The organism is Bacteroides sp. HMSC067B03 (assembly GCF_001811315.1).
Taxonomy (GTDB): domain Bacteria; phylum Bacteroidota; class Bacteroidia; order Bacteroidales; family Bacteroidaceae; genus Bacteroides; species Bacteroides faecis.
Map to the genome: position 1 here is coordinate 1 of NZ_KV804471.1, position 25,592 is coordinate 25,592.

A 25,592-nucleotide genomic window follows, 5' to 3' on the forward strand; every position below is an offset into this window, starting at 1 on the left:
GATTCGAACCCACGACCCCCTGCTCCCAAAGCAGGTGCGCTAACCGGACTGCGCTACACCCCGAAAACTTTTAACCGAACTCCCTCTTTTCTTTGTAGTCGGGGTAGCGGGATTCGAACCCACGACCCCCTGCTCCCAAAGCAGGTGCGCTAACCGGACTGCGCTACACCCCGCTACTTTTAAAGGGTTGTTCTTTTCAAAAGCGGTGCAAAGATAGGGAGTATTTTTTAATTATCAATAGCTAAATGAATGTTTTTTATGGGTTAATTTACAATCGACTGAAATTCATCAGTTTGCAAGTTAACTTTTTTTCTTGGCAGAAATAAGAAGCATCATTGGACGTCGAAGTTCATCTTTCATTTCCGGGATAGTATCCAGCATAATCTTACTCGGTTCCGGTTCTATTAATTCACATATCTCAAATCCGGTCTGAAGAAGGCTATTGATATAAGTAGTCAAGGTCTTATGATACTTGACAACTTCTTCGCCTAAAAAAACGGCAGTACGTTTACCCTCATTGAAATAGCGGTCTACAGGCCAGTGAGCAGGCTTTCCTTCTTGATCGTAGTACCAATCCTGATTACCATAGGCTGTGAATATCGGATGCTCTACTGAAAAGACAAAAGAGCCTCCTTTAGTAAGGCAACTGCTCACTTTGCGGCATATATTAATAAAAGATTCCAAATAGTGGAATGTCAATGAACTAATTACAATATCATAAGTCTCCGGTTGAAAATCGAAATCCTCAATAGCCATACATTTATATTCAATGAATGAGGAAGAATTTCTTTTCTGCGCTTCTTCCAACATTTTTTCGGGAATATCGATTCCGGTCACGTTTTTTGCTCCATGCTCAATAGCATAGATGCAATGCCAGCCGAATCCACAGCCTAGATCCAGTACTCTTTTGCCGATGAAATCCGGTAACATTTTCTGTAATATATGCCATTCTCCGGCACCTTTCAATCCTTCTACAGAGCGGGACATTTGAGCATATTGACTGAAGAAACGATCATCGTCATATTTATTTTTTTTCATAACTTACATGAGGGTTATATTAGATGAACAAATATATGCATTTGTGCGATTATTGGTATGAATTAACTGAAAATAAAATCAGATAGGATGAACTATCCTTTGCTGTTTTCTGTTTTCAAAGTAGAAAACTAAAAATAAAAAAGCCATATGAAAACAAAAAAGCAAAAAGAAACGAATGAAAAGGAAATCCCTTTGTTAGAACAAAAAGGATATGAAAGAATGGTCAATGAGATCGTTCCGGTTCAACAAGTGGAAGCTTATCGAAAACCGACTCAGAAAGCGGTAAAAGAAGCTGTGAAGGAATTGAATCCTGATACAAATAGTTTGGGTAGCAGAGGATGATTGAAATACTGAATGACAATCATTATGCTACTTTTTATATGCCCTGTAATGCTGATGACTTAGATGAAAATAAGCCTTAGATTGGCTTTTTATCTCTTTTTTATCAAGGAAAAATAGCTTCCTCACTGAGGAAGCAAGCGTTGGTTTTAAACCAACGAGGTGTTCCTTTTAAACCAACAAGCACATTAGTCGTACAACATAGTGCATATATTAACCTGTTTTATACAATATCAGTCTGTGTTTTTGCATATTATTGCATTTGTTTATGCAGTTTGTTTTTTGGTTCATAGCTTTTAGCGCAACCTTTTTTCAATATAATCTTAAAAATAGCACATCACGGTACAAATATCCATAACTCTTATTTGGGAAAAGTGAGGATAAAGCTGCTTCCTTTGCCTACTTCCGATTTTACATTGATACTTCCTTCATGTAGAGTCATTATTTGCTTACATAAACTTAATCCGATGCCCGAACCGGATGTTTTGGTAGTAAAGAAAGGAACAAATATTTTATCCAGCACATCGGGCAGAATGCCTTCTCCATTGTCAGATATCGTTAATGCAGTGTTTCCGGTAGAGAGTTTTTTTACTTTTACCTGAATATTTTTATCAAGTTTCCGATTACATGCTTCGCGAGCGTTCTTCAGCAGATTGATAAGAACTTGTTCTATTTGTGTCCGGTCTGCATTTAATTTCAATTCGGGTGAGGGAGCTTCAAACTGAAACTCTTCTTCCGGAAATAACTTTTTTAAGTCCGTGAATAATTCTGCAACAGAAATCTGTGTGCGGATAGGAGTAGGGATTCGTGTCAGGCGGCGATAGTTCTCTACAAATTCTAGTAATCCTTTACTTCTCCTGTGAATGGTCTGCATGGCTTGCAGCATAACAGAATATTCTTTCTCTCCGGGTTGGCTGGGAATTCCTCTTTCACTTAATGTTTCCGAAAGTGAGATGATAGGTGTGATAGAGTTCATGATTTCATGAGTCAGTACACGTATTAGCTTTTGCCAGGCCTCCATTTCATTGCGTTCCAGTACCGAATGAATATTTTTTAAGCTGATCAACTGCTGTTCTCTTCCTTGAGTGGCAAATGTGGTGCATGAGACGGCCATTTCCAGCACAGTATTATTCTGTTCGATACGAATAACAGGTGTATCACTGGTAGCAGAAGCTTTCAGTAAGCTCTCCGGTAACTGAGATATTTGTCCTAAATGAGTGACGGCTGCCTGATTCATCCATTCTATATGCCCGGCTTTGTCGGCAACAAGTACTGCCGTATCTACCTTATTCAATAAGTTTTCGTAGTATTGGTGCTTAATCTCTTCTGCCAGTAACTTTCCCCGAAAGTCTTTTAAAGTATCCGAAAGTTCCTCCGCCCATTCATTCATTATTTTATTTTTGAAAGGCGGGTGAAAAGTTTGCATCATATCATTATAGCGAAGGCCGTCTGTCAGCCGTCGCAAAAGAGCGATTTGCTTGAACTGCATGCGGTAGAGATGCACGGCGGTAATTATCAGCAATATCATGCAAATAGTAGTACTGAACCATAACTGTTTTTGAAATAACAGATAGCTACCGATAGAAAGCAATACTATCAATAAAATGTGTAAAACCACTCTGATTGCAAATCGTTTCATAAGCCTAGTTTTTCAAGTTTGCGATATAAGGCAAAACGGGTAATACCTAAATATTCGGCAGCACGGGAAATATTCCCTTCACTAAGTTTCATGGCTTTTTCAATGGTTTGTCGTTCAATTTGTTCCAGGTTCAAAACGGTCTCTTCCTCCTTCTTTTGTTTGGGGGTAGCGTGGAATTGGAAGTTTTCGGGTTTTAATAAAGAACCGTCTCCCAAGATTACTACACGTTCCATCGTATGTTGCAACTCCCGCACATTGCCTGGCCATGCATATTTCAGCAGTTTGTTTTTGGCTTCTCGTGTCAGACCGCGCATTTCCTTTTTATATTTGCGTGCGTAGCGGTCCAGAAAATATTCGGCGAGCAGAATAACATCATTTCCACGTTCGCGTAGCGGTGGGATATGTATTTCAATTGTATTAATACGGTATAGTAAGTCCTGACGGAAGCTTCCTTCATCTACCATGCGGCGAATGTCTGCATTTGTGGCACAAATCAGGCGGACATCAATAGGCACGGCTTGTGTACTTCCCAAACGGCTGATCTGGCGCTTTTCGATAGCTGTAAGCAGCTTCGACTGCATGGGAAGTGAAAGATTGCCGATTTCATCCAAAAATAAAGTGCCATTGGTGGCCACCTCCATCCGGCCAGCCTTTGACTTTTTGGCATCGGTGAAAGCGCCTTTTTCAAATCCGAATAGTTCGCTTTCGAATAATTGTTCGGGGATACTTCCCAGGTCGATGGTTACAAATGGCTTGCCGTATCGCGGTGAACAGCGGTACAGGAGTCTGGCAATTACGTCTTTGCCGGTTCCGTTTTCGCCCAGAATCAGAATGTTGGCATCCGTGTTGCTTAGCTTGTTGATGGTTGTGAAGACTTCCTGCATAGCGGGAGATTCGCCGATAATATCTCCTTCCGGAGAACTTTGACCGCTGAGTACTTCTACTTGTTCTTTTAAGATAGTAACTTCTCGCTGAGATTGACGCAACCGTATACCGGAGGTTAACGTTGCCAATAGTTTTTCTTTTTCCCACGGCTTGGGAATAAAATCTGTCGCACCGGCTTTAATCGCTCGTACAGCTTTATCCGTATCTGCGTATGCTGTCATAAAAATGACAATAGCTTGCGGATCGATTAGCAATATTTGTTTCAAACTTTCAAACCCTTCCTGTCCGCTAATAGCATCGCGGCTGAAATTCATATCCAATAAAATAAGATCGGGCTGGAAGGTCGTCATAAAATGTTCGATACGGTCGGGAGTAGTGGCTACTTTTATCTTTTCCGTATAAGGCTCCAGCAACAGGTTAAGAGCGAAGAGTACATCTTCGTTGTCGTCTACTATAAGTATCTTACCTAATTTGTTTACTTCTTCCATATCTCAGTAATCTGTTAGATTCGTCGTTTTTCATTCATACTTTTGATGGATGTTATGTTCCAAGGGCAAAGATATAGATAATAATCATGTGCTGTATGTGCGATTGCGCACTAAATTTGTGCGTATCTGCACACATGTTGTTATGACTGTTAAATCGTATATTGCTGATATATAGAGTGATATAGCAATGGCATAGGTTTTGAATAGCAAATAGTAAATAAAACGAAGAATGAACCTGAGAATAATCTATATAACTATTGGAATTTTGTCGACAAGATTACTGGCTGCTCAAAATCAAACCATGGAGTTGACTTTGGAACAAGTGGTGAATATGGCACGGCTAGAATCTCCCGATGCACAGACTGCCCGTCACAGTTTCCGGTCTTCTTACTGGAACTATAAATATTATCGTGCTAATTATTTGCCTTCTTTGAATTTATCATCCGATCCCAACCTTAATCGTGCTATTAATAAAATAACGATGGGAGATGGTTCGGTTAAGTTTGTCGAACAGAATTTGTTGAATACAGACCTCACTTTGAATCTTTCACAAAACATCCCTTGGACCGGAGGTTCTCTCTTTCTTGAAACTTCTGCCCAGCGTATGGATTTATTTAGCGAACATAAATATTCGTGGCAAACTTCACCCGTGATGATAGGATATCGTCAGTCTCTTTTTGGTTACAATAGTCTGAAATGGGATAAACGCATTGAACCGGTGCGCTATCAGGAGGCAAAGAAGAGTTATGTGGAGACATTAGAATTGGTTTCTGCCAATGCGATTAATAAATTCTTCGCATTGGCCACTGCACAAAGTAATTATGACATTGCTTCTTTTAATTATGCCAATGCCGATACATTATATCGCTATGCCCAAGGGCGTTATAATATAGGTACGATTACAGAGAATGAAATGCTGCAACTGGAACTCAATCGCTTGACAGAAGAAACAAATCGTATGAATGCCCGTATCGAAATGGATAATTGTATGCAGGAACTCCGTTCTTATCTGGGTATACAAGAAGACCGTGAGCTTCGTGTACGTATCAGTCCGCAGGTTCCGGATTTCAGTGTCAATCTGAATGAAGCACTGGCATTGGCGTACGAAAACAGTCCGGACATTCAAACGATGAAACGTCGGAAACTGGAAAGTGAAAGTGCCGTGGCAAGAGCCCGTTCTAATGCAGGTTTGAAAGCAGACATATATCTTCGTTTCGGTTTGACGCAGACTGCCGATAACCTGCCGGATGCTTATCGGAATCTGCTGGATCAACAATATGTTAGCCTGAGTATCTCTCTTCCTATTTTAGATTGGGGACGCGGTAAAGGGCAGGTGCGGGTAGCGCGTTCTAACCGTGACCTGGTTTATACTCAGGTGGAACAAAACCGGACGGATTTTGAACTGAATATCCGCAAATTAGTGAAACAATTTAATCTGCAGACACAGCGGGTGCGTATTGCCGCCCGCACAGACGAAACGGCTCAACGAAGAAATGAAGTTGCCCGTAAGCTTTATATATTGGGGAAGTCTACCATCCTCGACTTAAATGCTTCTATTTCAGAAAAAGATAGTGCCCGCCGTAATTATGTTTCGGCTTTATACAATTACTGGAGTTTATACTATACGCTCCGCAGTATGACACTTTATGATTTCGAACGGAATGAACAGCTGACAGAGGATTATAATCTTCTTATTGAATAGAAAATTAATGATTGAATATATAACCAATAAAAACACAAAATACCATATAAGATCATGGATATAAAATTAGAAAAGAAACCGTGGTACATTCGTTATAGATACTATCTGATGGGAGGTCTTTTATTTGCCGCCTTTCTGGGTTATGTAGTTATCTTGTCATTAGGTCCCCGAAAATTGCGTATTGACGCCGAGAATGTTCAGATAGCGGAAGTCAAAGAGGATAATTTTATGGAATATGTAGATGTAGAAGGACTGATTCAGCCGATATTGACCATTAAAGTCAACACCCGTGAAGCAGGAAGCGTTGAAAGCATCGTTGGCGAGGAAGGAAGTCTGCTTCAGCAGGGAGATACCATTCTTATCCTTTCCAATCCGGATTTGCTTCGCAGCATTGAAGACCAGCGTGACGAATGGGAGAAGCAAATGATTACCTATCAGGAACAGGAGATAGAGATGGAGCAGAAGAGCCTTAACTTGAAGCAACAAGCTCTGACGAACAGTTACGAGCTGGAACGACTGAAAAAGAGCATAGCCCTTGATCGGGAAGAATTTCAAATGGGAGTAAAGAGTAAGGCACAACTGCAAGTTGCTGAGGATGAGTATAACTATAAGCAGAAAAACGCAGCCTTGCAACAAGAAAGTTTGCGACATGATTCTGCCGTTACGATGATTCGTAAAGAGTTGATTCGCAATGATCGGGAACGGGAACGCAAAAAATATGAACGTACTCACGAGCGATTGGATAATCTGGTGGTGACGGCTCCTGTAAAAGGACAACTTAGCTTTGTCAGAGTTACTCCGGGCCAACAGGTTTCTTCCGGTGAAAGCATTGCTGAAATAAAGGTACTCGATCAATATAAGATACATACTTCGCTTAGCGAATATTATATTGACCGGATAACTACCGGGCTTCCGGCCACTGTCAATTATCAGGGAAAGAAATACCCGTTGAAAATAACGAAAGTGGTACCTGAGGTAAAAGATCGTATGTTTGATGTTGATCTGGTCTTTACGGGGGATATGCCCGATAATGTGCGGGTTGGTAAGAGTTTCCGTGTGCAGATAGAACTGGGGCAACCGGAACGGGCGCTCATTATTCCACGCGGCAATTTTTATCAGTCCACGGGAGGACAATGGATTTATAAAGTGAACGCTTCGAAGACAAAAGCGATCCGTGCGCCATTAAGTATTGGTCGCCAGAATCCGCAGCAATACGAAATTACAGAAGGTTTACAACCGGGAGATTGGGTAATTACGACGGGATATGATACCTTTGGCGATGCGGAGGAGTTGGTATTAAATTAATAACTCGGACACGATTTTAATATATTATGATAAAGTTTTATTTTAAAGTAGTATTTAGAAACTAGTGGAAGCACAAGATAAGGAATGAATGCTATAATTTTTTTAATATACTATTATGATCAGAACTATTAATTTACAGAAGATTTTCAAAACCGAAGAGGTAGAAACTTGGGCATTGAATAATGTGAGCATCGAAGTGAAACAGGGTGAGTTCGTTGCCATTATGGGACCTTCCGGTTGTGGAAAGTCAACATTACTCAATATTCTTGGACTATTGGACAATCCGACAGGGGGAGAGTATTACCTGAATGGAACCGAAGTATCCAAATATACAGAATCTCAGCGCACCAGTCTTCGCAAAGGGGTAATCGGTTTCGTTTTTCAGAGTTTCAATCTGATAGATGAATTGAATGTCTATGAAAACATTGAATTGCCTCTGCTCTACATGGGTATCTCAGCTTCCGAACGTAAAAAGAGAGTTGAGGCTGCTATGGAACGGATGGCTATCACTCATCGTAGCAAACACTTCCCGCAACAGCTTTCCGGAGGGCAGCAACAACGTGTTGCCATCGCCCGTGCAGTAGTTGCCAATCCTAAACTGATCCTTGCCGATGAGCCTACCGGTAATCTGGATTCAAAGAATGGCAAAGAAGTGATGGGACTATTGAGTGAGTTGAATAAAGAAGGAACCACCATTGTTATGGTGACACACTCACAGCACGATGCAGGTTATGCCGACCGTATCATTAATTTGTTTGATGGTCAGGTAGTAACGGAAGTCAGCATGTAATATATTGAATAAGGTATCATGATAAAACACTATTTGAAAGTAGCCTTTCGCAATTTGGCAAAATACAAGACACAGACCCTTGTCAGTATCATTGGATTAGCTGTCGGTTTCACTTGTTTTGCGCTGTCTGTCTTATGGATTCGTTATGAAATGACTTACGACACTTTCCATGAGGGAGCCGACCGTATCTATATGGTACGTGCGCATTATACTGATTCTCCGGGTAGCATATCCAATTCCACTCCTTACCCTTTATCGAGTTATTTGCAGGAGAAAATGCCGGAGATTGAAGCTGCTGCTTCCACTTCCATATATCGGGAAATGAAATTTCGTATGGGAGATAATGAGCACGAAGTAGTAATGGCTGCGGCAGATTCTGTTTTCATGAACTTTTTCAATATACAGTTACTGAAAGGTACGGTCAACTTCCTGAAGGAGAATGACCCGGAAATTGCTATTACAGAGGAGTTTGCCCGAAAACTTTTCGGTAATGAAGAAGATGCTTTGGGAAAAGAAGTGGAGCTGAACGGACGTTCCCGTAAGATAGGTGCCATTGTGAGCGGATGGTCCCGTCATTCTAATATACCATACAGTGTATTGGTTTCGGCAAGACATTATCCACGTTGGGGCAGCAAAGGAGAACAGTTGTTTGTTCGTGTTCGTGCAGGAGTGGACAGGGATACTTTTCAAAAGAAGATAGATAGCATCGATTTGTTGAATATCCCCAAGGAAAGTGAACTCTCGAAACTGCTGATAACACCTGTTTCAGCTTTGCGTTATTCGGATTATGTTTCCAAAGTAGATGTCGTCATTTCTTTCAGTTATATTTTTTACTTCTCATTGGCAGGCGGATTGGTTATCATCTGTTCGTTATTCAATTACCTGACGCTTTATATCAGTCGGCTCTGCATGCGCAGTCGTGAGATGGCACTTCGTAAAGTAAATGGTGCGAGTAATGCCTCCTTGTCGGTTCAGTTTGGCATTGAACTGTTCCTGATTTTATGCATTGCCCTGCTATGCGGACTGTTGATGATAGAACTGAGTATGTCCCGATTCCTGAATTTTACGCAGATAGAGGCTGGTTCCTACTACGGGGAGATTATGGTGTATCTTCTGGTTGTAATCATCTTGTCTTTCCTGTTTGCGCAGATTCCGTTATCTTATTTTCGTCGTCGGACGTTGCAGGAAGCGATCAAAGGGAAGGTGGTAACTGCCAGACCTTATTTGTTTCGTAAGATAGGAATCATCATGCAGTTGGTTGTCAGTCTTGCTTTTATCTTTTGTACGGTTGTCATGATGAAGCAGCTTTATTTTCTGAAGAATACGGATTTAGGGATGGAGCGTCATAATATTGGCAATGTAGCCTTGTGGAATGGAGACATTAAGCAATGGCCGGGAAAGATAGCGGCTTTGCCTATGGTAACGGAGACTTTGCCTCCTTCATATTTCCCGATTATTCCTACAGGACCGATGATGTATGTCGAGATAAACAACTGGGATGATTCGCCGAAAGTGGTGGAAGAAGCTGTAACTGTCGGCATGTTACCTGGCAAAGAAGAGTTCTTTCAATTCTATGATTTGAAATTACTTGAAGGGGAGTTTATATCAGACAAGAATCAAGGAAATGAAGTTGTGATAGATGAGAATACGTGCCACAAGTTTGGGTGGAAACAAGCTTTGGGCAAAAGCTTCTATTATGAGCAGAATGGTCAACGCCGTGGATACAAGGTCGTTGGAGTAGTCAGGAACTTAAGTTACCGGCCTCCTACGAGTGAACCCGGGCTGGTTGCCTTTCAGCATCCTAAAGCACAAGAATATCTGTTGAATCGTGCCAGCATTCTTTTTAAATTTAGAGAAGGTATGTGGAATGAATGTCGTGCGGCTATAGAGAAGCTGCACAAAGAAGAATTTCCGAATGCCTATATGCGGTTGTTCAATGAAGAAGAGGAATACAATAAACATCTCCGCTCTGAAGATGCACTGATGAAGCTGTTGGGTTTTGTATCGTTGGTTTGCGTTATTATTTCTGTATTCGGAGTTTTCTCATTGGTGACGCTCTCTTGTGAACAACGACAAAAAGAAATAGCTATACGAAAGGTGAATGGAGCACAAATTCGTCATATCCTCCATCTGTTTTTCCGGGAATATTTATTGTTGCTGATCATTGCTGCTGTTATTGCATTCCCTGTAGGATACGCTGTGATGAGGAAATGGATTGATAATTATGTAAGGCAAACGGCAATAGATGGCTGGATATACATAGGTATCTTTGTGGTGGTAGCTATTATTCTTTTACTTAGCATCATCTGGAGAGTATGGAAAGCTGCCCGCCAAAATCCGGCAGAAATAATCAAAAGCGAATAACATAAACACAATGCTATGATATATCATTATTTGAAAATAGCTTTTCGTAATCTGATAAAGTACAAAACGCAGAGTATCGTAAGTATTGTCGGTCTGGCAATTGGTTTTACCTGTTTTGCGTTATCAGTGCTGTGGATACGTTATGAAATGACGTATGATGACTTTCATGAGGGATCAGAACGCATCTACTTGGCAGGCAATAAATTTGCATTGCAGGGAGATGGCTTTTCTTATCTTTCATCCAGTTTATTGGCAGATTATTTGGATAAGAACTGCCCGGAGGTGGAGAAAGCATGTCATGTGATGGCGGGTTCTGAAGCGGAGCCGGTACTATATCAGAAGACAGAGTATCAGATGATGCAGTTAAATGTCGATTCCAGCTTTGTCTCTATGTTCAACATAACTGTGTTGAATGGAGATAATCAGTTAAGGCTGGGAAAGAACCAGATTGCTATAACTGATAAAGCGGCCAAACGAATATTCGGAGATGAATTACCAATTGGCAAGCAAATAACCTTACCGGAAAATGATCATGCGGAAATGACAATTGTCGCGGTTGTGAAGTCGTGGGAAGGGCACTCTATATATCCTTTTGATATTCTACTACCTTATCCAGACTGGGAAGCACATTGGGGAAGGCAGCAATGTCATACTCTTTTCCGTGTTTACCCCGATACCGACATAAAAGCGTTGGAACAGAGACTGGCAGAATATAAGGTACAACAAGATTCGCATGAGCAGACCATATCTACTCCTATCGCTCTCTTGTCAACATTACGAAGTACTCATCCACAAGAAAATGTGAATGTCAAGTTGAATCATGTGCGTCTTTTTGCATGTATTGGGGTTTTAGTTATCATCTGTGGACTATGCAATTATTTAACGATGCTGATTACCCGTATTCGGATGCGTAAACGTGAATTGGCATTGAGAAAAGTGAACGGGGCTTCCAATGCCGGCCTGTTGTCATTGCTTCTTTCTGAATTGATATTGTTACTTGTTATATCATCGGGCATAGGAGCTATGTTGCTCGAACTGATCCTGCCTGTTTTTAAACGCTTGTCGCAGATTGACGAGAGTACTTCATTTTTCTATGGTGAAGTAAGTCTGTATATCCTGTCGTTGCTTGTGATGACAACGGGAATTGCTGCCATATTTGTATACTATGCCAACAAACGGACTTTGCTTGACAGTATCAGACACAAATCAAATCTTCATCTTTCCGGTTGGTTTTATAAAGCAAGTATTTTGTTTCAACTCTTTATTAGTATCGGTTTTGTATTTTGCACTTTGGTCATGATGAAGCAGTTAAACTATCTGTTGAATTCTAATGAGCTCGGACTGGAAAGGCATAATGTAGGAGTAATTGGTTCTACTTATGGATTTGAGAATGTTCCGTTTGAGAAAATACTGGATCAGATGCCTGATATCACAGAACGTCTGTATGGCTTTTATACTCCTATCCCTAAAATGATATTTTCTACACATGAAGTAAATGAATGGGAAGGTCAAGCAGATAAAGAACAACGCGTAAATGTAGAAAGTGAAACAATCAATCAGGAATTTGCAGACTTTTTCCAGGTCGGACTTATTGAAGGCAGTATGCTGGATGAGAAAGACGGAAAAGAGGCGGTTGTAGTGAATGAGTCTGCTGTAAAGGCTTTCGGATGGAATCAGCCGATAGGAAAGAAAATACGTATGGGCATTGATGAGGTATGTACGGTAAAGGGAGTTATTAAGGATATCTGTTATAATGCTCCCATACATCCGGTGACTCCCGCTGTTTTCTCTTTGGGTAGTAATAAGGATAGAGGGAATTTCATTTTTAAGTTTAAGGAAGGTACATGGGATACCGTTTCTAAAAAACTAAAAGAAGAGGCACATAAGGTCAATCCGAATGCAGACCTATTTCTGATTAATATGGAAGAGAGGTATAACGATTTTATGAAGTCGGAAAATACGATGATTAAGTTGCTGAGTGTTGTTTCTTTTATCTGTATCATCATTGCCGTATTTGGTATATTTTCCTTAGTGACGTTATCATGCGAACAGCGTCGGAAAGAAATTGCTATTCGGAAAGTAAACGGTGCAAGTGTAAAGGTTATTTTGAATTTATTCTTTAAAGAGTATCTGATTCTCCTTATCATTTCGTCATTCACGGCCTTCCCATTAGGCTACCTCATTATGAAACACTGGCTTGAAGGATATGTAAAGCAGACGCCGATAAGCTTTTGGATGTATGGAGGAATATTTGCCGGTATGCTACTTATTATATTTCTTAGCATCATCTGGAGAGTATGGAAAGCCGCCCGCCAAAATCCGGCAGAAGTAATCAAGAGCGAATAACATCATTATTAAATAAAAGTAATATGAAGAACCAATTGTCTGCTATCAGGACTTTATTCCGCTTCAGAACTTATACGATGATTAATATTATCGGGCTTGCAGTCAGTGTGGCTGCAACGCTGATAATAGTACGCTATATTCATCAGGAACTGACAGTTGATCGCTTCTGTAAAAATTTGGATCAACTGTCTATATTGACAGTGCAATGGAGTAATGGTAATGCTTCAATCATCGACAATACAGACTGGAATCATGATCCTAACTTTATAGATCCTTTGAAGAATCCGGAGATAGAGGCATATACCTATTGTGTCTCTTTTGAAGATGATTTTATTATGGTTGATAACCACCGTTATCTGGCTAATGTTTTGGTAACGGATAGTGTCTTTCTGAAGTTGATGGATTATCCGGTGATCTCCGGAATTAAGTCCATTCAAAAACCGGATGATGTGATCATTACCCGAAAATATGTCCGGCATCTCTTCGGAGATGAAGATCCGTTAGGTAAACAATTAACTTCTTCAGTCGGCACTACGCTTACCATTCGGGGAATCATTGATGAACCGAGTACAAAATCTTCTCTGTCATTTGATCTGATAGCTCCTGTTGATCAGGGAGAATATGTAAGTTGGAGCCGAATGGGATTTTGCATAGTACGTTTGACGAATGGAACAGACGTTACAAAGTATAATGAAAAGATATCTAAACCGCAGTCATTGTTTTGCTTTGGCAGTTCACCTATACAGTATAAACTACTTCCTTTGAAGGAGTTGTATTTTAATAAAACAGTGCGTTCGACGTCAGCAGCTTTTATGCGGGGAAATAAAGACCATGTAACTGTATTGTCTGTGGTGGCTTGTATGTTACTTTTAGTAGGTATTTTTAATTTTATCAACATTTATACCGTTATCGTTTTAAAGCGGGCACGTGAATTTGGGGTTAAGAAGGTGTATGGAGCAAGTAGTCTCCGGATATTTACTCAGATATATGCAGAGAATGTATGTATGGTTGCTGTTGCTTTATTGATTATTTGGATGCTGATAGAAGTAACTGCCGGTTTATTCGCATCGGTATATGCTATTCCTGTGAAATCTGATATATTATTCGACTTATCTCTGTCTTTGGCTCTGTTATTTGGGTTGCCTTTAGTCACGTCTGTTTTCCCTTTTTTACGTTATAATTATTCTTCTCCAATCACTTCTTTGCGTTCTGTAAGTGTTGGAGGGCATTCGATTATTTCCCGTGTCATATTCCTGTTTGTCCAGTATGTGATTACTTTTAGCCTGATAGTGATTGCACTGTTCTTTGTCCGCCAATTATATACGATGCTTCATGCAGACTTGGGATATCAGACAAAAAATATCATATCGGCTCAGTTCCTTTCACATGAAACGATGAATAAAGCATATGCGAGTGATGAAGAATGGCAAAAAGCACATGATTTGGAGCAGCATAAGGAACAAATCATTAAGCAGAAAATGGATGGGTGCCCTTTATTTGTATCGTGGGAGTATGGAGAAGCACCTATTCAGTTGGAGCCATATGTTCATGTAGAATGCAATGGTGAGAAACATAAAATGGCTGTTCTTCATGCAAATAAAGGCTATATGCAGATGTTTGGTCTGAAATTGAAAGAAGGAAGAGGATGGAATGATGAGGATCAGTTTGTCCAATATAAAATGATAATCAATGAAACGGCCCGGAAGTTATTCCGGATAGAGAATATTGATAAAGCCTCATTACAGCCAGAGTCGCGTTTGTGGTGGAGCCAGGGAGTGAACTTAGCAGAAAATCCTCCTTTCGAGGTAGTAGGGGTGATAGAAGATTTCCGGACCGGACATTTATCTAAAGGAGATGTCCCGTTGGCTATTCTATATCAAGAAGGTGGTAATTCTACAGAACCGCTGATCGCTACAATTGCTGAAGGAAAGCGTAAGGAGGCCATTGAGTTTCTGAAAGCACTTCATCAAGAAGTGATTGGAGAAGGCGAATTTACATACTCATTCGTAGAAGATGAAGTGAAGAAGCTGTACGACGATGACAAGAGAACAACCCACATCTACGTCACTTTTGCCGGACTGGCTATCTGTGTCTCCTGTCTTGGACTATTCGGTTTGTCATTGTATGACATTCGTCAGCGCTACAGGGAGATTGCATTGCGTAAAGTAAACGGAGCTACGGGTAAACAGATAGCTCTGTTATTGGTCAGGAAGTATCTTTATATTTTGGGAGCTGCCTTTGCTGTCGCTATTCCTTTGGTCTATTATATGATTGATGACTATACCAAAGACTTTGCAGTGAAGGCTCCGATAGGAGCAGGGATTTTTTTGACAGGCTTCATTCTTACTTTGCTTATCTCTCTGGGTACATTACTCTGGCAGGTACGCAAAGCTGTCCGCATTAATCCGGCATTGATAATGAAAAGTGAATAAAGTAAGATACTACTGGAAGATAAAAACGTCCTTTTTTGCCGTCATCTGTCACTTTTCTTACTAAATCTTTATAAATCAAATAAATGGGAGTAATGGCAAGCGGTGACGGCAAGGTGATGGTAACATCTGAGAGGATTCTTACCGTCACTTTTGCTACCTTGTTTTGTTTGCTGGAACGACTGTATTTACCGGAGACCAGCTACGACATTTAGCACTAAATGATCTGTTCTTTAAGGTGTTATCAATGCTTGTTTATTGTTTTTGCCAGTAACATCGCTTCGTTTCACGTACGTGGTCCCATCGTTTCACGTGTATGATCCCATGGGCTCACATACGTGATCCGAATGCTTCACGTACATGGAACGAGGGTATGTACCTTACAAAATTTATTAATAAGGCTTTGTTATACTATTAAAGCCCGTATCATATGGATTAATATACAGTAGGTTGGATGGTGCGTGTCCGGTAATGGCGGTGCATTGGCAACTTATGCTTCCATGGGTTATTTCGTATTTAAAATGAAATGATTTTCTGCTTTTATAAGAGAAGATCATTAGAAAAAATTATCTTTGCAATATTCTTTATTTTATTTCAAATGGAATACATATGAACAAGATGAGAGTTTTTATATGGCTTATTGCTTTGATTGGTTTTAGTGCATGTCAGTCGAAAAGTGGGCAGACTACGGAACAAGAAAATGTAGATAGTCTGACTGTTGCCCCAACAGAAGAAGAGAAAACAATAACCGGAGTAGTAGGAGATGCTTCCATGCATAATTTCATGCTGGTCACTCTAGAAGGAGATACCCTGTTTGTCAGTACAATGGATCAGGAACCGGGCGATGTCAGTGGTTTCGAATCAGGAGATACGGTTCGGGTGGACTATATCGAAGAAGAGGAAGAACCGGGATCGAGTACGATACCTACAGCAAAGAAAGTGACGGTGATTGGTAAAAAGGCCGAATCGGACAACTAATTTTATTTATAATCTAACTGTAACAAGAAAAATGAAAAAGAAAATGTTGGCAGCCACTCTGTTGACGAGCTTATTGGCTGCTTGCGGGGGCAACTCCACATCAATTGTGGGTGCATGGGTAGAACCGGTACCGGGAATGGAAGGACAAGTACAAGGCATTAATATAGAGGAGGGTGGTATTGCTTCTTCTGTCAATATGGCTACACTGGTTTATGAAAGTTGGAAACAAGAAGGAGACCAATTGGTTCTGACAGGAAAAAGTATTGGCAATGGACAGACAATTGAATTTGCAGACACGATGGCTATCAAGAAACTGACGCCCGATTCTTTGATTCTGGATAATCAGGGGATGGAAATCCGTTATGCGAAACAGAAATAAAATGACCAGGGAAGTGAAATACCTTCACGTATAAAAATAAAAAAAGCTACTTTCCCGAAAATATGACAAAGAGGAAAGCAGCTTCTTTTTATAAGGTATTAAGTGCTGACTACAAAAGGTCTAAAGCCTTGAAAGCTTTTACTAACTTTTCTACCGCACTGTCTATCTGTTCTTTAGTGTGAGTAGCCATCAGTGCCACACGTACCAATGTATCCTGTGGAGCACATGCCGGTGGAATAACCGGATTGATGAATACACCTTCGTCGAAAGCTAATTTGGTAACCATGAAAGTCTTTTCCGTATCACGTACGTAAAGAGGAATGATGGGAGATTCGGTAGCGCCAATCTCGAAACCGGCTTCACGGAAACGCTTCAAAGCATAGTTGGTTGCTTCCCACAGAGCGTTCAGTCTTTCCGGTTCATTCTGGATGATGTGCAGAGCTTCCAAAGCAGAAGCTGTTGCTGCCGGAGTATTGGATGCACTGAAAATATAAGTACGTGCATTATGGCGCAGCCAGTTGATGATAGAAGAATCAGCGGCGATGAAACCACCGATGGAAGCCAGTGACTTGCTGAAAGTACCCATGATCAGGTCTACCTCGTGAGTCAGACCGAAATGATCGCAAACACCACGTCCCTGTTTTCCAAATACACCCAGACCGTGAGCTTCGTCTACCATGATAGTAGCATTGTATTTGTGCTTCAGACGAACGATTTCGGGCAAATTAGCCAAATCACCTTCCATAGAGAACACACCGTCTACTATGATCAGTTTGACTGAATCCGGATTGCACTTCTGAAGTTGCTTTTCCAGATCCGCCATATCGTTGTGCTTGTATTTTAATTGCTGAGAGAATGAGAGACGGCGGCCATCTACGATAGATGCGTGGTCACGGTCATCACATATAATATAATCATTGCGGTCAGTCAGACATGAGATAACGCCGGAATTAACCGTAAAACCGGTAGAGAAGCAGAGTGCTTCATCTTTGCCCACAAAGGCAGCCAGTTCTTTTTCTAGTTGAACATGAAGGTCGAGCGTACCATTCAAAAAACGTGAACCGGCACAACCGGAACCGTATTTACGCATGGCTTTGATACCTGCTTCAATCACTCTTTCATCTCCCGTAAGGCCAGTGTACGCGTTGGACCCGAACATTAACACATGTTGTCCGCCCATTTCTACTTCTGTACCCTGCTTTCCCTCAATCTCACGGAAATATGGGTAAACGCCCTGTGCCATAAATTTCTGTGGCAGGTCGTATTTAGCTAACTTCTCTTGTAATAATCCCATGAATTATAATTTATTATACTCATACTCAGATCATTCGCTGATGATCCAATTTCCTTTTATCTTAACAAGTGTTTAAAACAGGGGGCAAAGATAACAAAATTTGCTTTTATCTGTTCTTTTTAAAAGAAAAAAGTTGCTCTCATGAGATTAGAAACCTCTAATAGCTCAAAATTTAATATATTTGTATTACTTTTGTCGTCTACAATTGACAAAGATTAGCATGAACGAAAGAATGAAAAGAATAATATTCGTCGTCAATCCTATTTCGGGAACACAAAGTAAAGAATTGATTCTTAGCTTGCTGGATGAAAAAATAGATAAGGCGAGATACACTTGGGAAGTAGTGTATACAGAAAGGGCCGGTCATGCAGTAGAGATAGCCGCCAAAGCTGCGGAAGAGAAAGCAGACGTGGTGGTCGCTATCGGGGGGGACGGAACAATTAATGAAATAGCTCGTTCGCTGGTACATACGGATACCGCATTAGGAATTATTCCATGCGGATCGGGTAATGGACTGGCCCGGCATCTGCATATACCCATGGAACCTAAAAAGGCACTGGAAGTGCTGAACGAGGGGTGTCTGGATACAATAGACTATGGTAAGATCAACGGCACAGATTTCTTTTGTACGTGTGGAGTAGGGTTCGATGCATTTGTCAGTTTGAAGTTTGCCCATGCCGGTAAGCGCGGACCGTTGACCTATCTGGAAAAGACATTGCAGGAAAGTCTTAAGTATCAGCCCGAAACGTATGAACTGGAAACAGAAAACGGAGTCAGTAAGTATAAAGCTTTTCTGATTGCCTGCGGAAACGCATCACAATATGGAAATAATGCCTATATAGCCCCGCAGGCTACATTGACGGATGGTTTGCTGGATGTGACGATTCTGGAACCTTTCACCGTTCTGGATGTGCCTTCGCTCGCTTTTCAGTTATTCAATAAAACAATCGATCAAAACAGTCGGATCAAGACATTCCGTTGTAAGAAGTTGTGCATCCGCCGGGCTGCACCGGGAGTCGTGCATTTTGACGGTGATCCGATGCAGACGGAGGCAGAAGTGAATATCGAACTTATCAAAAGCGGACTGCGGGTAGTGGTTCCGAAGACAGAAGAAAAAGATGCAGCCAATGTTCTGCAGAGGGCACAGGAATATGTGAACGGAATAAAGCTGATTAACGAGGCAATCGTGGACAATATAACAGACAAAAACAAGAAAATATTGAAAAAGCTGACAAAGAAAGTCTGAAATAAATGCCGAATTCTGATTTATTGTGTACTTTTGCAAGCTACTTAACGAAAAATATCATAAATATTAGAAAATATGTTCAGAACGCACACATGTGGAGAACTGAGAATCTCCGATGTAAATAAACAAATCACGCTGTCTGGATGGGTACAGCGCAGCCGTAAAATGGGAGGTATGACTTTCATTGACCTTCGCGACCGTTACGGTATCACCCAATTGGTTTTTAATGAAGAAATTAATGCTGAACTTTGCGACCGTGCCAATAAACTGGGTCGTGAATTCGTCATTCAGATCACAGGAACAGTGAATGAACGTTTCAGCAAGAACGCAAACATTCCTACAGGAGACATTGAAATTATCGTTTCCGAACTGAACGTTCTGAATACTGCCATGACTCCTCCGTTTACGATTGAGGATAATACAGACGGCGGCGATGATATCCGCATGAAATACCGTTACCTGGATTTGCGTCGTAATGCCGTGCGCTCTAATCTGGAATTGCGTCATAAGATGACGATCGAAGTTCGTAAGTATCTTGATAGCCTGGGCTTTATAGAAGTAGAAACCCCTGTATTGATCGGCTCTACTCCGGAAGGTGCACGTGACTTTGTGGTGCCTTCACGTATGAATCCCGGACAATTCTATGCACTTCCTCAATCTCCGCAGACTCTGAAGCAGTTGCTGATGGTGTCCGGTTTCGACCGTTATTTCCAGATTGCAAAGTGTTTCCGTGACGAGGACCTGCGTGCCGACCGTCAACCGGAATTTACACAGATTGACTGTGAAATGAGTTTCGTAGAGCAGGAAGATATCATCTCTACTTTCGAAGGAATGGCCAAACATCTGTTCAAGACGCTTCGTGGCGTTGAACTGACTGAACCGTTCCAGCGCATGCCTTGGGCAGACGCTATGAAATATTATGGTAGCGATAAACCGGATTTGCGTTTCGGCATGAAGTTCGTAGAGCTGATGGATATCATGAAAGGACATGGTTTCTCAGTATTCGATAATGCTGCTTATGTAGGCGGTATCTGTGCAGAAGGAGCGGCAACTTATACCCGCAAGCAACTGGATGCTCTGACTGAATTCGTCAAGAAGCCTCAGATTGGTGCGAAAGGTATGGTTTATGCTCGTGTAGAAGCAGACGGTACGGTGAAATCGAGTGTGGACAAGTTCTATACACAAGAAGTGCTGCAACAGATGAAAGAAGCATTTGGTGCCAAGCCGGGTGATTTGATCCTGATTCTGTCCGGTGACGACGTGATGAAAACACGTAAGCAACTTTGCGAACTCCGTCTGGAGATGGGAGCACAGTTGGGATTGCGTGATAAGAATAAATTTGTTTGCCTTTGGGTTATTGACTTCCCGATGTTCGAATGGAGCGAGGAAGAAGGCCGTCTGATGGCTATGCACCATCCGTTTACACATCCGAAAGAAGAAGATATTCCATTGCTGGATACTGATCCGGCTGCCGTACGTGCCGATGCTTATGATATGGTTGTCAATGGTGTGGAAGTTGGTGGAGGATCAATCCGTATTCACGACGCCCAGTTGCAAGCCAAAATGTTCGAGATTCTGGGCTTCACTCCGGAGAAGGCACAGGCTCAGTTCGGCTTCCTGATGAACGCATTTAAGTATGGTGCACCTCCTCACGGTGGTCTGGCATACGGACTCGATCGTTGGGTTTCTCTTTTCGCTGGTCTGGATTCTATCCGCGACTGTATCGCATTCCCGAAAAATAACTCAGGACGTGATGTAATGTTGGATGCTCCTTCTGAAATTGATCAGACTCAACTTGATGAACTCAACCTGATCGTTGATATCAAAGAAAATAAGTAAACGATGAACAAATATCGTTCTCTTTATAATACCACCCTGTCACTTATAATTAATTTATTATTGGTGATGGGGTGCTTTATTCTCTGTCGTGTCATCTTTCTGATAGAAAATCTGAAGGCTTTTTCCGATCTTACTGCCGGACGAATCTGGAGGATGTTTGAAGGAGGATTCCTGTTTGATACTTCAGCTATTCTTTATACGAATCTTTTGTATATCTTCTTGATGCTGATTCCATTGCATTATAAGGAAAATGCGGTATATCAGAAGATAATCAAGGGGATTTTTGTGACAACCAACCTGATTGTCATTATAATGAACCTGATGGATACGGTTTATTTCCAATATACGCATCGGAGAACGACCGCGTCTGTATTCAGTGAATTCAAGAATGAGGGGAATCTGGGAGATATTATAGGGACAGAATTGGTGAATCATTGGTATCTGACTCTGTTTGCCATTGCCTTCGGGTATGCCCTGTTCAAGCTGTATCGCAAGCCGAAGCCGGTAAAGGTAGACCGCCTGCCGCTTTATTATGGCGTTCATTTGCTTACTTTGGCGCTTGGAGTGTACTTGTGCATCGGCGGAATGCGCGGTGGATTTACCGGTATGGTTCGTCCTATTACAATCAGCAACGCCAATAAGTATGTAGACCGCCCGATGGAGACGGGAATCGTACTGAATACGCCTTTTTCTATCTTCCGTACGTTTGGGAAGACTTCATTTGCCATCCCTCAATACTTCGATAAAGAGAAAATGGAGGCTTTGTACACTCCCGTGCACATGCCTGCAGATAGTGTACAGTTCCGACCGCTGAATGTCGTTGTCTTTATTCTGGAAAGTTTCAGCAAAGAGAACAGCGGCTTCCTGAATGAAGAACTGGACAATGGGACATACAAGGGCTATATGCCTTTCCTTGACTCATTGATGGCTGAAGGGCTGACTTTTAAATACTCATTCTCTAACGGAATGAAAAGTATCGATGGAATGCCTTCCGTATTATCGGGAATCCCGATGTTTATAGAGCCGTTCTTTCTGACGCCTTCTTCCTTGAATACAGTATCCAGTATAGGCGGAGAACTGGGTAAAAAAGGATATTATACCGCTTTCTTTCATGGGGCGGATAACGGTTCCATGGGATTCGAGGCTTTTGCGCGGACGGCAGGATATACTCATTACTTCGGTCGTACGGAGTATAATGAGGCTAATCCGGACAACAAGGATTTTGACGGCCATTGGGGAATTTGGGATGAAAAGTTTTTTCAGTTCTTTGGCAATACCTTGTCCGGCTTTCAGCAACCCTTTGCTGCTGCACTGTTCAGCCTTTCTTCCCATCATCCGTTTGCAGTTCCGGCGGAATACGAAGGTGTTTTCCCGAAAGGAAACAAACCTATTCGCCAGTGTATCGGATATACGGACAATGCTTTGAAACTATTCTTCGAAAAGGTATCAAAAGAACCGTGGTACAAGAATACTCTGTTCGTTTTCACAGCAGATCATACAAACTCTCCGGAACGTCCGGAATATGAGACGGAGAGCGGATTGTTCTCTGTTCCTGTCGTGTTTTATCAGCCGGGAAGTGACTTGAAAGGTTTCCGCAAAGACGTGATTGCCCAGCAGATTGATATTATGCCTACCGTATTGGGCTATTTAGGGTACGACAAGCCTTTCGTTTCCTTTGGATGTGATTTGCTGAATACGCCTGCCGAGGATACTTATGCTGTCAACTATATCAATGGAATCTATCAGTTCTTTAAAGGTGATTATTTATTGCAGTTTGATGGCCGGAACACCGTAGCCATGTATGCATTCAAGACGGATAAACTGTTGGAACATAATCTTCTGGGACAGGTGGATGTGCAGCAGTCGATGGAGGATGAACTGAAAGCAATCATCCAGCAGTACATGATACGGATGAATAACGACGAACTTGTGGTGAAATGAAAGAATCGGTGCGCATATTTCGCTTTATAGTCATCGGAACGATGAATGCTTTGATCATGGCCCTTGTTGTGTGGCTGATGATGAGAGAAATGTCATTCGAAGGAGACTATATGGTAGCTAACGTAACAGCGTATGTTATAGCCCAGATTCATAATTTTATCTGGTGCAAGTATTGGATATTTCCTGTAGAAAAGAGGAAGAACAATGTATGGAAACAAATATTGTTTTTCTGTTCTGCCTTCGGTGTAGCTTACACTGCGCAGTTTTTATTCCTTGTTTTGTTGGTAGAAGGGTTGGATGTCAATGAGTATCTGGCTCAGTTCTTGGGATTGTTTATCTACGGGGCCGCTAATTTTATCGCTAATAAGAAGATTACTTTCCAATAAAAGAGGATATAAGTGCGGAGGTCCGCAAGAGTTGCCGTTCAGGCTTCTGCTCTTGCGGACCTCTGTATTGTTTTATCTATCGTTCATGGTGTCATTCTTCAATCCAGAAACCGTTTGGTCAGCCCGTCATATTCATCAATTCGGCGGTCGCGGAGGAAGGGCCACCAACGGCGGACGTTCTCCGAACGTTCCATGTCTATTTCAACGACTATATTTTCCGGACAATCGTTGCCTGCCTGTGCCAGAAACTCTCCCTGTGGTCCGGCTACGAAACTGTTTCCCCAAAACTGGATACCGTTGGTTTGCCCGGAAGGGTCGGATTCATGTCCTACACGATTGACGGAGATAACCGGAAGCCCGTTTGCAACTGCGTGAGCACGCTGGGAGATAATCCATGCATTGAGCTGACGGGCTTTTTCGTCATCCGTATCGCTGCTTTCCCAGCCGATGGCGGTAGGATAGATCAAAAGTTCGGCACCTTTCAGAGCCATCAGTCGGGCAGCTTCCGGATACCACTGATCCCAGCATACCAGTACGCCCAGTTTCCCCAGGGAAGTCTGAATGGGTTCGAAACCGATGTCTCCGGGAGTAAAATAGAACTTCTCATAATAGGCCGGATCATCCGGAATGTGCATTTTCCGGTATTTTCCGGCAATGCTTCCGTCGCGGTCGAAAACGACAGCCGTGTTGTGATACAGTCCCGGCGCACGTTTTTCAAAGAGTGAAGCAACGAGCACTACTTTATTGGCAGCTGCCAGTTCGGAGTAGAAGCCTGTGGATGGTCCGGGAATAGGTTCAGCAAGGTCAAACAGATGGGTGTTTTCTGTCTGACAGAAATAAAGCGAATTGTGCAGCTCCTGCAGCACGATCAGTTGCGCTCCATGAGCGGCACACGCTTCAATGCTTTTAGCAAGGTTCATCAGGTTCACCCGAATGTCTGCGGTATTGGATTGTTGGATTAATCCTACTTTTATCTTTCTCATGATGAATAATTATTAATATGCTGATTGACTGAAAAGTCCGTTATAGGATAACGCCTAACGGATATTGCATCGTAACACAATGCAGGGAACCGTGCTGTTTGATTAATGCCCGGCAGTCAATCCCGATGATTTCATGTTCAGGGAATGCCTGCTGCAATACTTCTGCCGCTTTCCGGTCGTGATCCGGCTGCTGATAAGTAGGGTAAAGGATGGCATCATTCATAATCAGGAAATTGGCATAGGTGGCAGGCAGCCGTTCACCGTCTTCTTCTATCTTGTCTGCCATTGGCAATGCCAGCAGGCGGTAGGGTTCTCCTGCCAATGTACGGAATGTTTTTAATTGTTCCTCCATGGCACGCAATGCTTCATAATGTTCGTCTTCTTTGTTGTCACATTTTACGTAGGCAATGGTGTCTGTGGAACAGAAACGCGCTAAGGTATCGATGTGACTGTCGGTATCGTCGCCGGCCAGATAGCCGTGATCCAGCCAAAGCACTTTTTGCAGATGGAAAGTTGATTTGAGGTATTCTTCTATTTCTACCTGATTCAGTTTTCCGTTCCGGTTGGGAGAGAGCAGGCATTCGGTGGTGGTAAGCAGTGTGCCCATGCCGTCACTTTCGATAGAGCCTCCTTCAAGAACGAAGTCCAGGCAGTCGATGTACTGACCTCTCAGAGCTCCGGCTTTTACGGCCTGTCCGGTGATCAGATTGTCCAGCTCGGAGGCAAATTTCAATCCCCAGCCATTGAAGGTAAAGTCGAGCAGGGAAGGGTTGCCGGTATCTATCATGGTGATAGCTCCGTGGTCGCGTGCCCATGTATCGTTCGTTTCGCATTTCAGAAAGCGTACATTGTCCATGTTTACGGTAGAGGCAATCTGCTTCTTAACCTCTTCGGGCTCAGGAGTCACAATTAATAATAACTCACGCTTTGCTATTTCTTTGGCAATGTTTACAAAGCATTCTTGTACTTCTGTCAGCATATAGGCCCAATCTGTACCGGCATGCGGCCATGTCAGCTGTATGCCGCTTTGCAAGTGCCATTCGGCAGGCAAATGAGGTGCTCTCATCTCTACCTGTACAGTCATATTCTTACCAAAGTTCAATTGCAAATCTTTTTCCGAGCCGCTGGGGCTGGGAAGTCCAACCATGATTCCCATTAGATTATAATCTATTTAGTTATAAAATCAGTTTATAAAATGAGGATGTATCATCCTTTTGACAC

At 42.1% G+C, this 25,592-nt stretch carries 20 protein-coding genes and 1 tRNA gene; 14 read left to right on the forward strand and 7 right to left on the reverse strand.

Annotated elements, in window-relative coordinates; genetic code table 11:
- Positions 1-98 precede the first annotated feature (98 nt).
- Both HMPREF2794_RS23960 and HMPREF2794_RS23965 read right to left on the reverse strand, forming a co-directional pair.
- Positions 99-173, reverse strand: a tRNA-Pro gene (locus HMPREF2794_RS23960).
- A gap of 127 nt (positions 174-300) precedes the next feature.
- A complete protein-coding gene (locus tag HMPREF2794_RS23965) occupies positions 301-1,038 on the reverse strand; it encodes a class I SAM-dependent methyltransferase (RefSeq protein WP_070752904.1) in 738 nt (245 codons plus the stop codon).
- 147 nt (positions 1,039-1,185) lie between these two features.
- Here HMPREF2794_RS23965 and HMPREF2794_RS23970 point away from each other — a divergent pair, with 147 nt between their 5' ends.
- Positions 1,186-1,380: a hypothetical protein gene (locus HMPREF2794_RS23970; protein WP_010538050.1), complete on the forward strand. Its 195-nt coding sequence runs from the start codon at positions 1,186-1,188 to the stop codon at positions 1,378-1,380.
- Positions 1,381-1,738: 358 nt separating this feature from the next.
- Here the strand turns inward: HMPREF2794_RS23970 and HMPREF2794_RS23975 are convergent, their stop codons facing one another.
- Positions 1,739-3,016 carry a sensor histidine kinase gene (locus tag HMPREF2794_RS23975; RefSeq protein ID WP_055268873.1) on the reverse strand — a complete coding sequence of 426 codons (1,278 nt, stop codon included), beginning with the start codon at positions 3,014-3,016 and terminating at the stop codon, positions 1,739-1,741.
- On the reverse strand, positions 3,013-4,389 hold the full coding sequence (locus HMPREF2794_RS23980) for a sigma-54-dependent transcriptional regulator (RefSeq protein ID WP_070752906.1): 1,377 nt from the start codon (positions 4,387-4,389) through the stop codon (positions 3,013-3,015). Before HMPREF2794_RS23980 ends, HMPREF2794_RS23975 begins: the two co-directional genes overlap by 4 nt.
- Before the next feature lie 229 nt (positions 4,390-4,618).
- On the opposite strand from HMPREF2794_RS23980, the gene HMPREF2794_RS23985 reads away from it, so the two are divergent.
- From HMPREF2794_RS23985 to HMPREF2794_RS24020, 9 genes are all read left to right on the forward strand, one after another.
- Positions 4,619-6,091: a TolC family protein gene (locus HMPREF2794_RS23985; protein ID WP_010538047.1), complete on the forward strand. Its 1,473-nt coding sequence runs from the start codon at positions 4,619-4,621 to the stop codon at positions 6,089-6,091.
- Positions 6,092-6,145: 54 nt separating this feature from the next.
- The gene (locus HMPREF2794_RS23990; protein ID WP_070752908.1) at positions 6,146-7,396 is read left to right on the forward strand and encodes an efflux RND transporter periplasmic adaptor subunit; all 1,251 of its coding nucleotides are present in this window, start codon (positions 6,146-6,148) and stop codon (positions 7,394-7,396) included.
- Positions 7,397-7,511: 115 nt separating this feature from the next.
- Complete coding sequence (locus HMPREF2794_RS23995) at positions 7,512-8,186, forward strand: ABC transporter ATP-binding protein (protein ID WP_070752910.1); 675 nt, start codon at positions 7,512-7,514, stop codon at positions 8,184-8,186.
- A gap of 18 nt (positions 8,187-8,204) precedes the next feature.
- Complete coding sequence (locus HMPREF2794_RS24000) at positions 8,205-10,550, forward strand: ABC transporter permease (protein ID WP_070752912.1); 2,346 nt, start codon at positions 8,205-8,207, stop codon at positions 10,548-10,550.
- Positions 10,551-10,565: 15 nt separating this feature from the next.
- On the forward strand, positions 10,566-12,896 hold the full coding sequence (locus HMPREF2794_RS24005) for an ABC transporter permease (protein ID WP_010538043.1): 2,331 nt from the start codon (positions 10,566-10,568) through the stop codon (positions 12,894-12,896).
- 23 nt (positions 12,897-12,919) lie between these two features.
- Positions 12,920-15,328 (forward strand): ABC transporter permease, encoded by a 2,409-nt coding sequence (locus HMPREF2794_RS24010; RefSeq protein WP_070752914.1) that lies wholly within the window; start codon positions 12,920-12,922, stop codon positions 15,326-15,328.
- Positions 15,329-15,411: 83 nt separating this feature from the next.
- Positions 15,412-15,540, forward strand: coding sequence for a hypothetical protein (locus HMPREF2794_RS29830; protein WP_256375882.1), 129 nt, complete (start codon positions 15,412-15,414; stop codon positions 15,538-15,540).
- A gap of 394 nt (positions 15,541-15,934) precedes the next feature.
- A complete protein-coding gene (locus HMPREF2794_RS24015; protein ID WP_010538041.1) occupies positions 15,935-16,303 on the forward strand; it encodes a hypothetical protein in 369 nt (122 codons plus the stop codon).
- Positions 16,304-16,334: 31 nt separating this feature from the next.
- On the forward strand, positions 16,335-16,682 hold the full coding sequence (locus HMPREF2794_RS24020) for a lipocalin-like domain-containing protein (RefSeq protein WP_010538040.1): 348 nt from the start codon (positions 16,335-16,337) through the stop codon (positions 16,680-16,682).
- Positions 16,683-16,791: 109 nt separating this feature from the next.
- Here the strand turns inward: HMPREF2794_RS24020 and HMPREF2794_RS24025 are convergent, their stop codons facing one another.
- On the reverse strand, positions 16,792-17,976 hold the full coding sequence (locus HMPREF2794_RS24025; protein ID WP_010538039.1) for a serine palmitoyltransferase: 1,185 nt from the start codon (positions 17,974-17,976) through the stop codon (positions 16,792-16,794).
- A 220-nt stretch (positions 17,977-18,196) separates the two neighbouring features.
- Between HMPREF2794_RS24025 and HMPREF2794_RS24030 the strand changes: the two genes are divergently transcribed.
- From HMPREF2794_RS24030 to HMPREF2794_RS24045, 4 genes are all read left to right on the forward strand, one after another.
- A complete protein-coding gene (locus tag HMPREF2794_RS24030; protein WP_010538038.1) occupies positions 18,197-19,222 on the forward strand; it encodes a diacylglycerol/lipid kinase family protein in 1,026 nt (341 codons plus the stop codon).
- Positions 19,223-19,297: 75 nt separating this feature from the next.
- The gene (aspS, locus tag HMPREF2794_RS24035; RefSeq protein WP_010538037.1) at positions 19,298-21,061 is read left to right on the forward strand and encodes an aspartate--tRNA ligase; all 1,764 of its coding nucleotides are present in this window, start codon (positions 19,298-19,300) and stop codon (positions 21,059-21,061) included.
- Positions 21,062-21,064: 3 nt separating this feature from the next.
- Positions 21,065-23,002 carry an LTA synthase family protein gene (locus HMPREF2794_RS24040; protein ID WP_070752916.1) on the forward strand — a complete coding sequence of 646 codons (1,938 nt, stop codon included), beginning with the start codon at positions 21,065-21,067 and terminating at the stop codon, positions 23,000-23,002.
- Positions 22,999-23,388, forward strand: a complete 390-nt coding sequence (locus tag HMPREF2794_RS24045) for a GtrA family protein (RefSeq protein WP_010538035.1) — start codon at positions 22,999-23,001, stop codon at positions 23,386-23,388. The genes HMPREF2794_RS24040 and HMPREF2794_RS24045 overlap by 4 nt, the downstream gene beginning before the upstream one ends.
- 98 nt (positions 23,389-23,486) lie before the next feature.
- Here HMPREF2794_RS24045 and HMPREF2794_RS24050 read toward each other — a convergent pair whose 3' ends face one another.
- The gene (locus HMPREF2794_RS24050) at positions 23,487-24,371 is read right to left on the reverse strand and encodes a carbon-nitrogen hydrolase (protein WP_010538034.1); all 885 of its coding nucleotides are present in this window, start codon (positions 24,369-24,371) and stop codon (positions 23,487-23,489) included.
- Positions 24,372-24,411: 40 nt separating this feature from the next.
- A complete protein-coding gene (locus HMPREF2794_RS24055; protein ID WP_010538033.1) occupies positions 24,412-25,527 on the reverse strand; it encodes an agmatine deiminase family protein in 1,116 nt (371 codons plus the stop codon).
- Between the last annotated feature and the right edge of the window lie 65 nt (positions 25,528-25,592).